Source organism: Nitrobacter hamburgensis X14 (assembly GCF_000013885.1).
In the GTDB taxonomy this organism is placed as follows: Bacteria; Pseudomonadota; Alphaproteobacteria; order Rhizobiales; family Xanthobacteraceae; genus Nitrobacter; species Nitrobacter hamburgensis.
Map to the genome: position 1 here is coordinate 2,156,254 of NC_007964.1, position 15,628 is coordinate 2,171,881.

General features: G+C 57.9%; 15 protein-coding genes and 2 pseudogenes. 9 read left to right on the plus strand and 8 right to left on the minus strand.

Going from position 1 to position 15,628, the window contains the following annotated elements; translation table 11 throughout:
* Positions 1–127 precede the first annotated feature (127 nt).
* The 4 genes from NHAM_RS09885 (at position 128) to NHAM_RS09900 (ending at position 4,233) form a co-directional block, all read left to right on the plus strand.
* Entirely contained in the window at positions 128–1,192 is a 1,065-nt protein-coding gene (locus NHAM_RS09885) for an IS110 family transposase (RefSeq protein WP_041358913.1), read from the plus strand.
* Between the two features lie 602 nt (positions 1,193–1,794).
* Positions 1,795–1,923, plus strand: coding sequence for a hypothetical protein (locus tag NHAM_RS28860; protein ID WP_283805375.1), 129 nt, complete (start codon positions 1,795–1,797; stop codon positions 1,921–1,923).
* Between the two features lie 1,173 nt (positions 1,924–3,096).
* On the plus strand, positions 3,097–3,651 hold the full coding sequence (locus NHAM_RS09895) for a cytochrome b (RefSeq protein ID WP_011510426.1): 555 nt from the start codon (positions 3,097–3,099) through the stop codon (positions 3,649–3,651).
* A gap of 333 nt (positions 3,652–3,984) precedes the next feature.
* Positions 3,985–4,233 carry a hypothetical protein gene (locus NHAM_RS09900; protein WP_011510427.1) on the plus strand — a complete coding sequence of 83 codons (249 nt, stop codon included), beginning with the start codon at positions 3,985–3,987 and terminating at the stop codon, positions 4,231–4,233.
* 94 nt (positions 4,234–4,327) lie between these two features.
* Here NHAM_RS09900 and NHAM_RS26630 read toward each other — a convergent pair whose 3' ends face one another.
* The 5 genes and pseudogenes from NHAM_RS26630 to NHAM_RS09920 all read right to left on the minus strand — a co-directional run bounded on the left by NHAM_RS26630 (position 4,328) and on the right by NHAM_RS09920 (position 6,909).
* A complete protein-coding gene (locus NHAM_RS26630; protein ID WP_157043584.1) occupies positions 4,328–4,510 on the minus strand; it encodes a hypothetical protein in 183 nt (60 codons plus the stop codon).
* A gap of 210 nt (positions 4,511–4,720) precedes the next feature.
* Positions 4,721–4,993, minus strand: coding sequence for a hypothetical protein (locus NHAM_RS26635; protein WP_011510429.1), 273 nt, complete (start codon positions 4,991–4,993; stop codon positions 4,721–4,723).
* Between the two features lie 174 nt (positions 4,994–5,167).
* Positions 5,168–5,503 carry a c-type cytochrome gene (locus tag NHAM_RS09910; protein WP_011510430.1) on the minus strand — a complete coding sequence of 112 codons (336 nt, stop codon included), beginning with the start codon at positions 5,501–5,503 and terminating at the stop codon, positions 5,168–5,170.
* A gap of 175 nt (positions 5,504–5,678) precedes the next feature.
* A pseudogene (locus tag NHAM_RS28140) lies at positions 5,679–5,943 on the minus strand (IS3 family transposase); the annotation flags it as partial.
* Positions 5,944–6,228: 285 nt separating this feature from the next.
* On the minus strand, positions 6,229–6,909 hold the full coding sequence (locus tag NHAM_RS09920; protein ID WP_011510431.1) for a CBS domain-containing protein: 681 nt from the start codon (positions 6,907–6,909) through the stop codon (positions 6,229–6,231).
* Positions 6,910–7,761: 852 nt separating this feature from the next.
* On the opposite strand from NHAM_RS09920, the gene NHAM_RS09925 reads away from it, so the two are divergent.
* Positions 7,762–8,601 carry a universal stress protein gene (locus tag NHAM_RS09925; protein ID WP_011510432.1) on the plus strand — a complete coding sequence of 280 codons (840 nt, stop codon included), beginning with the start codon at positions 7,762–7,764 and terminating at the stop codon, positions 8,599–8,601.
* Between the two features lie 605 nt (positions 8,602–9,206).
* The gene (locus tag NHAM_RS09935) at positions 9,207–11,063 is read left to right on the plus strand and encodes a heavy metal translocating P-type ATPase (RefSeq protein ID WP_011510433.1); all 1,857 of its coding nucleotides are present in this window, start codon (positions 9,207–9,209) and stop codon (positions 11,061–11,063) included.
* Positions 11,064–11,069: 6 nt separating this feature from the next.
* Here NHAM_RS09935 and NHAM_RS28865 read toward each other — a convergent pair.
* From NHAM_RS28865 to NHAM_RS09950, 3 genes and pseudogenes are all read right to left on the minus strand, one after another.
* A pseudogene (locus tag NHAM_RS28865) lies at positions 11,070–11,445 on the minus strand (hypothetical protein); the annotation flags it as partial.
* 209 nt (positions 11,446–11,654) lie between these two features.
* Positions 11,655–11,861, minus strand: coding sequence for a hypothetical protein (locus NHAM_RS09945; RefSeq protein ID WP_041357926.1), 207 nt, complete (start codon positions 11,859–11,861; stop codon positions 11,655–11,657).
* Positions 11,862–11,916: 55 nt separating this feature from the next.
* Positions 11,917–12,612: a cyclic nucleotide-binding domain-containing protein gene (locus tag NHAM_RS09950; protein WP_011510434.1), complete on the minus strand. Its 696-nt coding sequence runs from the start codon at positions 12,610–12,612 to the stop codon at positions 11,917–11,919.
* Positions 12,613–13,033: 421 nt separating this feature from the next.
* Here NHAM_RS09950 and NHAM_RS09955 point away from each other — a divergent pair, with 421 nt between their 5' ends.
* The 3 genes from NHAM_RS09955 to NHAM_RS09965 all read left to right on the plus strand — a co-directional run bounded on the left by NHAM_RS09955 (position 13,034) and on the right by NHAM_RS09965 (position 15,288).
* On the plus strand, positions 13,034–13,840 hold the full coding sequence (locus NHAM_RS09955; protein ID WP_011510435.1) for a transglycosylase SLT domain-containing protein: 807 nt from the start codon (positions 13,034–13,036) through the stop codon (positions 13,838–13,840).
* 4 nt (positions 13,841–13,844) lie between these two features.
* Positions 13,845–14,024, plus strand: a complete 180-nt coding sequence (locus tag NHAM_RS09960) for a hypothetical protein (protein WP_041357928.1) — start codon at positions 13,845–13,847, stop codon at positions 14,022–14,024.
* 106 nt (positions 14,025–14,130) lie between these two features.
* Complete coding sequence (locus NHAM_RS09965) at positions 14,131–15,288, plus strand: IS110 family transposase (protein WP_011510436.1); 1,158 nt, start codon at positions 14,131–14,133, stop codon at positions 15,286–15,288.
* The last annotated feature ends 340 nt before the right edge of the window (positions 15,289–15,628 follow it).

Here is a 15,628-nt window from a genome sequence, read left to right on the forward strand (position 1 = left end):
CGCCTCGTACCAACTCTCCGTTCATCCACCAATTGCACAGTATTTCCGCTAATGGGATGGTCCGGCCGTGCTCCTGCCCTGCCAGCAAGCGAAGCTGGCAAGGGGCGCCAAAGACAAGGAGCACGCCATGTCTCAGACACCCAATACCGCGATCGCCGTGATCGGCATCGATATCGGCAAGAACTCGTTCCACGTCGTGGGCCACGATGCGCGCGGCGCCATCGTGCTGCGGCAAAAGTGGTCGCGTGGCCAAGTGGAAGCGCGGCTCACCAATATACCGCCTTGCCTGATCGGCATGGAAGCCTGCGTCGGCGCACATCACCTGAGCCGCAACCTCGCATCGCTTGGTCACGATGCCAGGTTGATGCCGGCCAAATATGTCCGCCCCTATAGCAAGGGACAGAAGAACGACTTCAATGATGCCGAAGCGATTGCCGAAGCCGTGCAGCGCCCGACGATGAAGTTCGTGGCGACCAAGACCGCGGAACAACTGGATCTGCAGGCGCTGCATCGGGTGCGCGAGCGGCTGGTGTCGCAACGCACCGGCCTCATCAACCAGATTCGCGCCTTCATGCTGGAACGCGGAATCGCCGTGCGCCAGGGTATCGGCTTCCTGCGCACGGAACTGCCCACCATCCTTGCGACGCGCACTGATGCCCTGTCGCCACGCATGTTGCGTGTCATCGAGGAGTTGGCAGGCGACTGGCGTCGGCTGGATCAGCGCATCGATGGCCTATCCGGCGAGATCGAAGCACTGGCCCGTCAAGATCAGGCATGTTCGCGCCTGATGACGGTGCCTGGCATCGGACCGATCATTTCGAGCGCCATGGTGGCCGCGATCGGCACTGGAGACGTATTCTCCAAAGGCCGCGACTTCGGCGCCTGGCTCGGACTGGTGCCCAAGCAGATTTCGACGGGAGACCGCACGATCCTCGGCCAAATCTCGAGGCGCGGCAATCGCTACCTGCGCGTTCTATTTGTGCAGGCGGCATGGGTTGTGCTGGTCAGGATAAAGAACTGGGAACGTTACGGGCTCAAATCCTGGATCGAAGCTGCCAAGAGGCGGTTGCACCACAACGTGCTGGCGATCGCGCTCGCCAACAAGCTTGCCCGCATCGCCTGGGCGGTGCTGGCTAAAGGACGCGCCTTCGAGTTGACGAGGACCGACGATGCAGGCGTCCGACCCGCTTGATCCTCGCGCCGTGCTCGGCGCGGTCAAGGCGCAGCCTGGCAACGCCGGAGCCAGCCGCAAGCCAAGCGCGACGGCCGGCCTCGACCGCCCCTGCGCGCGACGCGATCGATTCTACGGGCCGGGACGAAGGAACGGACGCTTGGCTCGAACAAAGGAACTGCGCGAAATGAGGAGCAAGCGATGACGTAACCCTATCAACAGTTTCCAGCCGAGGTCTGCGAGAGGAATAAGAAGAGATGGAGGATCGGTCTTCCCGGCGCATGCGAACACTGGTGACCCGAATGGCCCACTTGAGGCCTGTCCGCTAATGAGAACGCATGCGCGCTGATATCCATGGTGGCCCGCAGCAAAAGCTCCAATCAGAGGCCGGATACATTGATGCAAGACCGCAAACCAACAGCTCGACGAAAACCTCTTGCAACGCACGGCCGGACCATACATTGGGTCATTAGCGACCGGCTCGAGCAGCAGCAACTCCAGTCATATCCCTGCCGCCGAACGCGGAAGTGAATTCAGAGTATTAGTCGCACGACCACGGGCCGTTGCCGGTTGATGGCGCGACTCGAGACGTGATTTAAGCTCCGAAACCGGACCCTTAAATCATGCGCTACGAACTCAGCGATTACGAATGGACCGCCATCAAACTGATGCTGCCGAACAAGGATTGCGGTTGTCGTGACTGGCAGTTCACCGGTCGCGAGCTCTTGAATGGACCTCCGCAGGATCTGTAAAGCTCGGCCAGACGCGACGGAAAGATCGGTGAATAAGCTGCCCTAGCGAGAAACCACCTTGTCGAGCGCATTGGCTGACTGCGAGCGGCCGTACTCGGCGCCAGATGGACCATCACCATAGGGCTTCGAAACGAACCGGCCTAACGGCGGCCAGAATAGATCGGTGCCGCCAAGACCACACCGGTTGCGATCTGCACTACAAGCAGAAGGAATAGGGCTGCGATAGTTATTCGCTCTGCGGGGTTATGCCTGACATATTCGTTCGGCTCTCCGCTCAGGTATTGGTCGGACCATTTGGTTGCAACCAAAGGTGGTTGACCTTGCTTACTGTGGCTCATTGCAATCTCCTACGAACAGCCGTTAATCATTGCTTGCTTGCACGAGTTCGGGAGTTGGGGCGATGATCTGGATCAACATGAGAGGACAGCAGCGGCAGCTACGCTGATCATCATCCCGGGCGTTCTGTGACGTCGCTTGAGAATTGGCAACAACGAATGGCCGGGTGCGCTGAGATGCCCGAACGGAAAGGCTGTGCCTATTCTGGTGCCTTGTCGCAGCCTCGCAAAGGCTGCAGCGTCGAACGTTTCACTGCCGAAGGTGGCGATGCCGAACAAAGACGGCTTCATTGCCGGTTCGCGCCCGGAGCTTGAGCTTAACGGTGAGGCGTGAATTATCTTCTCGCACCTGTTCAGTCTGACAGGGGGTGGTCTTATCGCCTACGGCGCACTCGTCGTGTGGGTAATTTCCTGCACCCGATCCTGGTAGACAAAGACACAAGTTGATCTCAACATTAAGCGGGATCGAAGCGGCTGGTCCCAATAGTTTTCGCGATCGGGGTCGAGGATCGCGGCGATGTTCGTTGCAGTCTTGGCATATTTTCTGCTTCGCGACAAAGCGGCGCCTTCGGGGTCTGACTCCATCAAAGTGGTCTCATTTTTCAGACTACGATCTAAATAAAACACGCATCAAGCTGCTGTGCTCGCGAATTACCCGGCGCAACTGCGGAATGCGCTAGGCGCCGTTTCGTCGAAAACCGCTTGTCGCGGTTTATGGCAACACACCTTCGAAGCTAACTTGCGCCTGTTCAGACAGGTTACGGCGCCTCCTTCTGCATTTGATCGATATCAACAACCGCCGGTGACACGCGATGTAGATGTGAGGAGGAGGTCCAATATGCTGATCTGCAATTCATCGAAGGGATACGGTGCGATACCGCAGGCGATCCACTGGCTTACCGTCATTCTTGTGGTTGTTGCCTGGACTTTGGGTCTTTTAGGCGATGAGTTGCCCAAAGGAACGCAGCGTGATGCCGGGCTATTTGTTCATATATCCGCAGGACTCGCTGTTATAATTCTACTTGTTGTTCGGTTGGCGTGGAACTTCTTCAACCCACCGCCATCCGCGGGGTCTACAACGCTTGGCATTTGGTTAGTTCGCGCGGGGCACGCCGCTCACTACTTGCTCTGTGTCCTGCTGTTTGCAGTTCCTGTCGCCGGGATCGTGCTGCAATTTGCGCGCGGCGACTCTATTGCATTATTTGGATTGTTCGAAATTGCATCGCCTTGGGTTAAGGATCGGGCGTTCTCCGGGAATATTGAAGAGGTGCACGAAGTTCTTGCTCATACCCTGATGATTGTCGCAGGCTTGCATGCCGCCGCTGCTTTGATCCATCATTGGATACTTCGTGATCAAACGCTCGCAAGGATGCTTCCTCGTTTCGGCGAGTAGGTAACGTTCGATCCCAACATACGCTGGGTGAGCTGATCGATTAGGACAATCTGCTGCACTACGCGCCGAGTTCCAAGCATCGCGATTTCGGCAGCGTCGCCTGCCAGAACCCGCTGCCGATTTCCGCCGCCTATCGATTGATGCAGGTCAATCCTGGAAGAAACGACGCCGCTTAAATTGCTTCCCATTCCTATCGTCCCCGACACCTTCAGGATGTGGAATTGTTCACAGTGAGAACGGCCTCCGTCAGTTACCTTGCGTAGTCCAAATCAATCCGACGTAAGGTCTTGATCTGACATCTCGTCGCTTACGTATCACAATGGAGAACCAAATATGACGGCCCGCACGATCATTGCCGCCGCTGCCGCGCTATCGTTCATCGCGTTTCCTGCAGTTTCGCAGACCAGCTACGACACCGAAACGAACGGCCACCATTACTCCGGGGGACCGAAGACCGTGGTTCCTCACCATATGGGCAAGAAGGAGACGTTGGGCGTTTCGGCCGAGAGAAAGTCGGGAGGTCATCACTACTCGGGCGGTCCAAAGACCGAATCTCACCACATGGGCAAGAAGCAGCAATAAGCGTAAGCGTCGTATTGGTGCGATGACCCATGGCGCCGGCGAATTATGCGAAGATCAAAAGCTTTCTGCCGGCCTAGGCATCGATTCATCAGCTTCAATCCGTTAGGTGCCGAACTAACCGTTCTTCTCGCGCCTGGTGCAGACGCTTCAAGGCCTCACGAACCTCATCGTCTTCCAACGCGTCCTGAACCTGGCGTTGCTCGGCAATCTGCTTGCTGTTGTCTTTTGCGGTTGTGGCGGATTGCGAGGCAATCGCATTCTCTTGCTGGTCGGTCATCACTCTGCTCATGGGGTTAAGAAGGGTCGAGGCAGCATGGGCCGCGGCCCGGCGACTGCGTTGATCGAGATCAAGGCGCCTGACCTGAGCCACATAAGGCGCGAAAATCTGCAGATCGATGTAGACCTGTTCACGCGAGGGAGGTTGTGCCCCAGATGGTGTCTGGATTCGTTCCTGGAGATCGTGATGATCGACTGGAAGTCGTTCAGGTTAATGTAGAGGTCTTCCTTGACAGCGTCGGGAAGGGCTTTCAGATTGTCCCTTTGGGAATGCTTCGATCTTGGCTCTGATGAACCTCTCCTTCGAGGCCTTGTCGAACGACTTGCCGATCTTCGCGTTCTTTTTCGCGGCGTTGATCAGCCTGAGAAATTCGGCCCCGGCAGCCACGCCTAACGTCACCGTCGCCGCCAGGAAACAACCCGAATAGAGCGCGGCCACGGCTTCTTCCAGATACATGTGGCCGTGGGCATGACGCCACTCCACTAGTGAACTGCCGCGGCACTCGATCTAGTACTCAAACAGCCATACCAAAATACGTCTGCTCCGTGGGCGATGAAGGATCCAGTTGGTGCCATAGCAGCCTTACGAAGGTCAGTACATCGGCTAACAGACCGGCTCATATGGCCGGGCGGTCGAGCTGTAGCAATCACCGTCGTGCTATTTAAGCGTCGCAATATACGCCGCGATATCTGAAGTTTCATCTCGACTTAGCTGCATGTCGGGCATTTTCGGATGTGGTTCGAGCAAGAAAAATGCGAGCTTCGCGGCATCGAAGTCGGGATTCTTTGCAATTGTTGCAAACGGCGGCGCGTCAGTCGTTGCCTGTTTTTGATCCGTTCCGACAAGATGGCAGCTAACGCACCAACGGTTGACCAGCACCCGGCCGTGATCGGCATCCCGCGTCGGACCATGGTCCGGAATGGCGAAACATGCGGTCGCCAAGAGTGAGCTGACCAAAGTGCAGTAACCGATCCAGAGCAATTGTCGCGGCATCGACGTTCCTTTTGTTCACCAAACCAGCTGAGACCATACGTCAATTTCAATGCAAAAGCACCGCGGGTTGCGAGCCAGCCTCTTCGACAATCCTGGCAATCGCGCGTACGTGCACACCTTGGTGCTGATTGATCAGCCACAAAACACTTGCAGATGGGGAAAGCCATACGTTATTGAGCAGCCAGTTCTCCAGGCTCAGGTAGGCGACGATCTCCTTCAAAACCGAATCTCGCTTCACCTCGTCGGACGTCGCAGCGCGGGCCCTGTCGCCCGCCAGCCGGCGCTTACCGGCCTTGAGGGACTTCTTCGAGCAGCCGTAATACATCGAGGCGACGATGCCCTTGTGGCGGCAAAGCTCCAAGACATTCCTCTCGCCGCGCAGCCCAACTTTCTCTTGATGAGTATTGCGGACGTGTCTGATGCCGAATATCCTTCAACATTCGTTCTACCGGTGTTTCATCTTCGCTCCATATGGTTGCGACGAATGGGAAATCCTCCCCTTCGGGAAGTCCTCAAAAGGTTACGAGCGCGATGGCCAGTCAGTGATTGCGTAAGTCGTTCGAGGCTTCGCTCCCTCGGATTTCGGATCTGCGAGCGCTGCTGAATGGCCCCGCACGTCTGGCGGAAGACTACAGCCGCTTTCGGCGTTCATCGCGATGCGCAACGCTGACCTATTGCCGCTGAACGTGCCCCGCATGCGTCTTGCTCGGCGGCTTCGGGCGGGTCTAACCGTTGACTAGGTAGAGGTGGTCGTGAACCAGCTTCACACCCGAGACGTTTTCAGCCGCCACGATCGCAGCTCGCCGGAAACGCGCGTCCGCGACGATGCCTGTAAGATGCACAATTCCGTTGCAGACCGTGACGCCGAATTGCGCTGGTCGCCAGTCGTTCTTTTCGATGGAGGCGATCACGCGGTCACGAATATGATCATCATCTGCCGTCGGGTCCGGAACGTCCCTTGCGAAGCTTGCGACAGAACGAAGGAGGTCGGTGCGGGTCACAATCCCGATTACCGTGTGTCCACGCACCACGGGCAGACGCTTGACATTGCGACGTTCCATCAAACGCACAAGGTCCGCAAGCGGCATGTCTTCGGTTGTGGTACAGAGGTCGTCTTGTGTCATAATCTCCCAGACCTTGCGACCATTCTCTCGCACGAAGTCCTGCGCGACATTTCCGGCAACCCCCATCAAGAATTCTAGCCATCTGATACGAGGACGTTGCGTACCAATCTCACTCCGTCGCACAAAGTCTCCTTCCGAGACCACGCCAATCAGCCGCCCCGTCTCGTCAACCACCGGAAGACCGCTGATACGCTGTTGCAACATGAGGTTTGCAGCATCCAGAATAGACGTGTCGGCTGTCACCGTTGTCACCTTGCGGGTCATGATCTGATGTGCACGCATTCATACCTCCATGTTTGCAATGAAGATCATCCAAGAACGGAACCGTATGATTGCGGCACGTCAATCAGAACCTAAATCGAGGAACGAATCCTTCGATTGATCTGGGTCAATATTCGGGCCACCCAGAGACCAAGGAGGAGCTTCAGGATTGTAATGGGCTGATCCGACTTGATGACGAGAACTCGTCAGACGAACAAACGTGACGCTGAATTCTCAAATCTCGCCTTCGGCATCTGTCATTTCGAGCATCGACATACTGAGATGGTCTTCGGATCTAGTTAGAACCGACGAGCAGAATGATGGCGATGCTTTCTTTTGGAGTTCTCGACAGATGGAGGGCCCATCATCCGGATTAAAAGCAAGAATGAAGCCCGCCAGCGGGGACGTTCATTTGTCCACGGAGGATGGGATAGCGGTGGATCGTAATCGGCTTCCCCAACACTTCGAAAATCATGCTCGCGGAATCTGGCCGTTAAACGGGCCGGAAACGCTAGTCCGTCGCTGAAACCTCGTCATCATCATTGCTCGCTGGACCGACGGTCTTTTCGACTATCTCGATGACCTCGATATCCGATCCGGCATGTTGACTTCACCCATCTGAATATTCGGCTGGATCTTCTACCGACATCGACAGCAGCACGGAAAAAGTTGATCAGTCAAATCCTCGGGTATGACCTGACCCTTGCACGGAGCCGGCTGCGCAAAAGCTTCGGTGAACGCACGATCTTCTCGTCATTTTGACGACGCCGATCGATAGCCGCTCGGCGACGAAATGACGCAGACGAGTCTGCGACAGATCAATTGTCCTCCGAACGAGGAGGCTAGTTTCGTAGGACTTCAGGGGAGAAGCAGATGGCTATAAAAGACGTTCTTCTCACTTTGACGAGCTATCCCGAACCGACTCCGGTTTCGGTTATTGAGGATGCAGTTTCGTTTGCCTCGTCGCTGGGCGCACACATTGCGGCGATCGCCTGCGAGGCACGTGTAGAGATTCCTGGAACCTTCCTCTCCAGCTCGCTTGTGGACGTCGCGGGAATTGTCGCCAGCGAGGCGCGTAAGAGCCTGAAGAACGCCCAGGATTTACTCACTTCATTTGAGTCGGCGGCCGAGAGGGCAGGCCTGCTCCACGAAAAGATCTTGGAGCGGTGTGTCACATACAAGGTGTCGGACACATTCGTGGAATACTCACGCCTTCGCGATCTCACGATCATCTCGGTGCCCGACTCCTATAACCAATGGTATGCGGAAGCGGTGATTTTTGGATCTGGAAAACCGACCCTGGTTTTGCCGGAACGGCACCGCACGAACTGGTTCGAACTCAAGACAGTTGTGGTAGCGTGGGATTTTAGTCGTACGGCGGCCCGGGCGATTGCTGATGCCATGCCTGTATTGGAAAAAGCACAGCAGGTGCGGGTTGTGACCGTTTTTAACGAGAAGGCTTTGGGCGCGAGGAATTCGGCGGAGGAAGTCGCGAAAAACATTTCACGGCATGGCGTCTATGTGACGCTTGATGAGGTTGGCGCCGCGGCCCGGACGATCGGCGAGGTTCTCGAGAGCCATGCCGCTTCATGCGGCGCCGACGCACTTGTGATGGGTGCGTACGGTCACTCCAGACTCCGGGAGTTCATTCTCGGCGGTGCTACAAGAAGCTTGTTGGCCAGTCCACCCCTTCCGATTCTGTTTTCCCACTGACCATTGCTGAGGTGCGCGTCGGTGATTGGTTGCTGGCAATTGCGGCGCTTCAGCGCAAATGTCTGAGCTCGGACCAGAAGGTCTGCTGAGCAATCCTCAGTCGCCCGGCTTTTCCTGCGCTGGGGCGCAAAGCGACGGACCACGCGCTTGATGTCGAGCGTTTCGACGAGGTGACGCCTTGGGTTAACGGGGGTTTGAAGGTAATGAGATTGGCACCAAGCAGCCAGCGAAGCTCAAGCGACGGTTGGGACTGCCCTTGCTCCTGCTTTACGCACCGGGATCACTATTGGCGCGGGCATCTGGAAGGCGATTTTCCCAAAATTCTTGCGCAGGGGAGTCCGCAGACGGGAAGTCCGCTCGTAGCCACGGCGCTGATTGCGGCGTAAAATATGCCGTTGACGGTAGTGGTGTCGTTTGCGTGGCTCACGGAAAGTACCTCGCTGGCTACTCTCGTCATCTGGGTTCCTACGGTCGGTCTTTCGACCTGCGTCGCCATGACCGCGAGTTCGATATTCAGATGACGTCGGTTGTGAACCCATTTTCGCGGCCGGCGCGACGGGACGGGTTCGAGATCCGGACCAGTGCTTCGATCGAGGTCGTTGACCATGCGTTCTAATTTTTCCGTTCGGTCAGTCCTTGTTGTATTACCGACTCTCGGCCTTCTATCAGGTTTTGCTGTGCCTTTAATTGGTTTGCCAGCATTGCAAGGAAGGGTATGGGCTGCCTTCACTGTGCCGGTTCTGGTGGCTCTGCTCTATGAGATTGCAGCAAGTCTGAGACGCGCGGAGGTCGGGCTCGATATCGTAGCAGCGCTGTCGATGACGGCAGCGCTGGCGGTTGGCGAGAACCTTGCGGCTGTCGTTGTCGCGTTGATGTATTCGGGTGGTCAGTATCTCGAAGCCTACGCCGAGGGTCACGCGCGCCGCGAGATGACGGCGATCCTTGCGCGGGTACCTCGTACGGCTGTCAGGCATGGCAATAGCGTGCTTGAAGAAGTCGGTCTTGAGACAATCGTGCCCGGTGATCGGCTACTCATTCGACAGGGGGATGTTGTCCCGGTCGATGGAACGGTCGCCAGCGGTGTCGCAATTCTGGATCAATCGGCGCTGACAGGTGAACCGATCCCCGTGCAACAGCGGGCCGGCGATGCAGTGATGAGCGGATCGACCAATGCCGGCGAAGCTTTCGACCTGGTAGCGTCACATCACGCCGCCGAAAGCACCTATGCCGGCATTGTCAGGCTGGTCGAGGAGGCGCAGCGCTCCAAGGCGCCGATGTCGCGGCTTGCCGACCGGTTTGCCATATTGTTTCTTGGCGTGACCGTGCTGATTTCAGGTTTAGCCTGGTACTTCACCGATGATCCCATTCGTGCCGTCGCCGTTCTCGTGGTTGCAACGCCGTGCCCGCTTATTCTGGCCGTGCCGATCGCCATTGTATCCGGCCTTTCACGCGCGGCGCGATTTGGCATCCTGATCAAGGGCGGAAAGGCGATTGAGGCGCTGGCGCGCGTGTCCTCGCTCGTCCTTGACAAGACGGGAACACTGACCGACGGTAGGGCGCGGGTCGTATCGGTCAACGTTCGGGATCATCTCGAACCCGACGACATCTTGCGTTTTGCAGCCTCGCTCGATCAGGCGTCGAAGCACATTATTGCCCAAACCCTTGTGATCGAGGCGCGGGACCGCAAGCTGCACCTCTCGACCCCGTCCAACGTGATCGAGACAGCGGGCGATGGCATCGAGGGCAGCATTGACGGGCTAAATGTGGCGGTCGGCGGCGTCCACTTCGTCCGTTCTAAATTGACGAAGACGGAAACAACCTCGTTTGAGCCAACGCAAAAGGCCGGCGCAGTGATTGTCGCCGTTGCGATTGGTGGCAAGATGGCTGGCGAGATCGTGCTCGCCGATGAATTGCGCGTTGGTACGCAGGCCCTTCTGCAGGCGCTGAGAAAATTGGGAATACAGCGAATTATTCTCGCGACCGGGGATCGCTGCGAAGTCGCGCAAGCTATATCGCGCGGACTCGGAATCGATGGCGTTAGGTCGGAGTTGACGCCGGATCAGAAAGTGTTGGTTGTTCTTACGGAGCGGAAGAACGGTCCGGTCATGATGGTCGGCGACGGTGTGAATGACGCCCCGGCGCTGGCCGCGGCTGATATTGGAGTAGCAATGGGCGCACGGGGCACAGCAGCGTCGGCCGAGGCAGCAGATGTAGTCCTTCTGGTTGACCATCTTGATCGTATCGTACCCGCTATTCAAATCGCGCGGCGGTCGCGCTTGATCGCGCTCGAAAGCGTCGCTGCGGGGATTGGACTATCGCTGCTCGGTATGATCGCCGCGGCGTTTGGTTATATCACGCCCGTTCAAGGTGCTTTGCTTCAGGAGGTGATCGACGTCGCGGTCATACTAAACGCGCTGCGGGCGCTCGGCGGAAATGAGATCCAATATACGCTTGCGAAGTAAGGCAGCTCAGGCCGACCGTACAGCCGTGTTCGTCGATGAGCAGTTCCTTGACGTGACCGAATGCTTGGCCAATTTCCCGTGAACAATATGAATTCGCCGATCATTTGTACGGTGAGATTTAGATCATGAGTGACCGCGACAACGGTCTTGCCGCGGAGCGTCACAAGGTCACGAAGGATGCCAAACACCTGAGCGGTGGCGAGCGAATCCAGACTCCCGGTCGGCTCATCGGCAAGAATGACCGGAGGGGCGTTGGCCGTTGCACGAGCCACGGCGACGCGCTGCCGTTGCCTACCCGAGGTGTTTTGCGAAGGTGATCGCTCAGCCCGAACGATATCAGTAATTCCTCTCCGCGTGAGGTGGCGCCGCGTGACGGCAATCTGCATCGAGAAACCGACCTGTGACGCCCGCGATTGTCACCAGCGTCTAGCGGGCGCGATGGCGGATATGTGTCCATGCGATGGTCATGGATAGGAAGGTTTACGGCGTGATGCTCACGCATCCCCACCGATCGCGTAACGGCCGCTTCTGTCACGTCGATTGGTGCGACCTTTATATCCATAATTGCTCAAGCCATGTCGTCGCGAAGTACTAACTGGCGACATGGGGGTCGTCTGCCAGGTGCACCACCTCGACACAGTCGATATTCAGGCACGCTTTGCCGATTTGATGTTCTGCCAGGACCCGCGCCTGAGAGGGATCGTCAGATTCAATGTCGATCTGACGCTGAAGACACTTGAAATTATGACCGTTCGAATTCAGCAGATCCTTGTAGAAAGAGACGCGATAGCCGTTCATGGGAAACTCCTCGTTTTCTGCGGATGCGGGCCAGGTGGACCGCAGGTTGGTGCCCTCAAGCCTCCATGGTGGACAGCCGTTGTCGGTTGCGCAGCGCGATTTGGCGAGCGCTCGAAAACATCAGGATGCCCTCATCGTTGAGTTGTGAGAGCGCCCGCGAGACGGTCTCGAGCGTCAGCCCGAGGTAATCGCCAATATCGCGACGACACATCGGGAGCGCCATCATGCCGGCTCTGGCGAGTCGGCGGTCCATTTCCAGCAGGAAAGTGGCGACGCGCTCCATCGCAGTCTTGCGGCCAAGAAGCAGCATATGGTCTTCGGCATGCCGGAGGTCGCTTGCCGTTATCGTCCAGAGATTGCGGGTAACCTGAACGTTCGACGCTGCAGCCTTCTCGAGGTTGCGACGAGGCACCAGGCGGACAGTGGTGTTTGTGATTGCTTCGGCAGTGAGCCGGTGCTCCGAGCCGGGGTCGAGGCCAAAGACATCGCCCGGCAGATGGAATGCACTGATTTGCCGTCGTCCGTCGCTCAGGAGTTTATAGGTACGGACTGCGCCGCTGATGATCTGGTAGAGATATTCGGAAGGCTCACCCTCGCCGTAGATTTCCTCATCCTTATTGTAGGAAAATTCGCTTGCGACCACTCTCGAGCAACGGACGATTGCGCTGAATTGGTCGGCCGGTTCAGCCGCCATGACGTGCGGAATGTCGAGAGCGTTGACGGTCGGGGCAGTGATCGTCTGGGTATGCATATCGCCATCTCCTCGATGCGTGATGGCTTGGTTTATCGGAGACGTGCGCGCCGGAATATTTCGGTCGATATCCTAAGGGGTGCCTCCTAGGGGCTTTTACGGAGGTGCTGCTTCAGGACGTGGCACAGACGTGCCGATGGTGCTTCGAACGCGTTCCATGCCGCAATCGATTAACAAGTTCCACCCCGTCGATTTCCCCGTTCGCAGACGTTCTCGACCTTCCTGAGTAAGCAGGGTTGGCCGGGGATTTCATGTTCGAAACGCCGGTTTGCGCATCGACCATTTGCTCTTGAGCCTGGTGCTCGCCGCGCGGCTGGGCGAGCTGGGAGTAGTCACCTGATGCCACGCCCGATCTTCGGACTTTGGGAAACCGTTAAGGCATTCCGCCATACCACTGCCGGGTCCTGTCTCCCGGATCAGTATGTCCAGAACATCAAGACGTTTCGCCTCGCACCTTCGCCGCTGGCGGCGCCGCGGAACGCGGGCGTGTCAGAAGATCGCCAAGGCGCCACGATCTGTCCGGATCGCAGGCGCTGTGGCGGTCGTGCTCGCCACCGGCGTGACGGCGAACCTCATTTATCAGATAGTCCGTAAGCCAGCCGAGTTGCTCTTCTTCGTCGGTCACAGACTCGACAAGGAGCCGGCCGGGACGTGGCGACATTACGGGCAATTGTTTCGGACATATGCGACCCGCTCGATCTCGCCGGAATTGTTGGCCGCGCTCGCTCAAGTCGAGAGTTCAGGCAATCCGGTCGATCGGACCTATTGGCGCTGGCAATTCAGTTTCAATCCTTTCAAGATCTATCAGCCGGCATCCAGCGCCGTCGGCCTATTCCAAATGACCGATCCTGCCTATTCCGAGGTCGCACGTTTCTGCATCCGAGCAAGATCGGTCAAAGATACTGGTTGTGGTTTCGGCCCCTATATCCGCGTCATACCCAGCCATGCCGTCGAGCTGGCATCGATATATTTGGACCGGAACGTAGCTGCTGTCCTCACCCGGGCGGGCAACGTACCGGCTAACGAGCGGCAAAGGCAGGATCTTGCCGCCTTCATCCATCTCTGCGGCGGAGGCCCCGCCACCGCATACGCACGACGTCACTTCCAGATGAACGCTACCGAACGATGCGGGGACCATCTCGTTGCGGCGTACATCTTCAAGGTCGATACGATGCGACGACGATTTCGACGCCTTGCCGCCAACGACGGCCATCAGCGTCTGGATTGAGCGGGTGGTACCCGCCAATCTGCTTGCTTTGCTTCGAACGCTCGCCGACGCGCGTGACACGCTTGCCTTTGGTGCATTCATGCGCGGGCCCATGGTCTGGCTGACCGACGAGGAATTGCCGGATAGCGCCGAAGAGGTCCGAGCCACCACCGGCGGGGTAAAACCCGGCCACGCGCCGGAGTAATAGTCGGCCACGGTTTGCGAACGCAGGAGACCGCCGGGAGAAGCTATGGGAAGCGGCGAGGTTGAGGCACCATCGGCGCTTGGACAACCAAAGATGGATGTAGCTCATGCCCGCAGTCGATGATTTGAGTCGTTCCCTCACCGCGTTGGCTCAAGATAGCACATTGATGACGGTTATCGAACTGAGCAAGTCGAGTTGGCTCGTCGCCGGGATGGTGCCAGGCATTGAGCGTCATCCGGTAAAGAAGCTCGATCCCGATCCGGTGGCTTTGCTCAACCTGGTCAGTCGCTGGCGCTGCGAAGCGGAGAGGAAGGAGCGGCGGATCGAGCGGGTCGTGCTCGCCTTCGAGGCGGGCCGCGACGGATTCTGGCTGGCGCGATGGCTGCGAGAGCGTGGCATCGAGGCGTATGTGATCCATTCGACGAGCGTCGCGGTCACGCGCGAGCACCGACGGGCGAAGACCGACCGGCTGGATACGGCGATGCTGATGCGCGTTTTTCTCGGTTGGTTACGTGGCGAACGCGGTCATTGCCGAATGGTCGCGATTCCGACCTACGAGGAGGAAGACGCCAAGCGGCCGAGCAGAGAGCGAGAAAGTCTGGTTGGCGAACGGACGCGGATCATCAATCGAATGAAGGGCGCCCTGGCACGGTTGGGGATTCGCGGATTCAAGCCGGAACTGCGGCGAGCTCCGGAAAAACTGAGCGCGTTGCTTACACCGGAAGGGGAGCTGCTTCCCTCGAATCTGCTGGAAGAGATGAGGCGCGAGATGACGCGGCTCTCCTTGATCCGCGAGCAGATCGCGGCCATCGAACAAGCGCGACTTGTACGATTGCAGCAGGCACCCACGTCGCGACCGAACGCGATGACAACGCTCCTGGCCAGGGTTATCGGAGTCGGATTGGAAACGGCCGATATGTTGGTTCAGGAGGTGTTGAACCGCAACCTGCGCGATCGTCGGGCGGTGGCCCGCTATGCCGGCTTGACGGGCTCTCCTGACGAGAGTGGCTCGAGGCGACGGGAAAAGGGGCTTGCCAAGGCGGGCAATGCCCGAGTGCGCCGTGGGTTAATCCAGCTCGCTTGGCGATTCTTGATGTTCCAAAAGGATAGCGGGCTGGCGCAATGGTACCGGGCTCGAACTGGTCAGGGTGCGCGCAAGACGACGGTGATCGTGGCGCTCGCCAGAAAGCTGCTGATCGCGCTCTGGCGCATGGTGACAGTCGGCGAAGTCCCGACCGGTGTCGTGCTGCGACCGGGAATGTGAGCAGCAGCTCCAATAGGTCCACAGGAGACACATCCTTTGACGGCCGGTTACAACGTTGCGACAGGCGGTCAATGCTGATCCGAGGTGGCGGTGACCCGAGCTACGCCCTGGCTTCGACGCCGTAGGGAGAATGGGCCTGCCGCTTCGGAGCCTCGCCCCCGAAGCGAATGCCTGCTTCATGGTTTGGATCCTGCGAGGACCCAACCGAATACAAGGTTGCGGCGCGATGCATTGCGCCCAATGGCGAGCTCCACTCGGCTCAGAAAATATCAGGAGAACCGACGCGAGAAGCCTTGACAGAACAACTCCCATACAAGGGCGTAGCCCGAGCGGGGTCTCC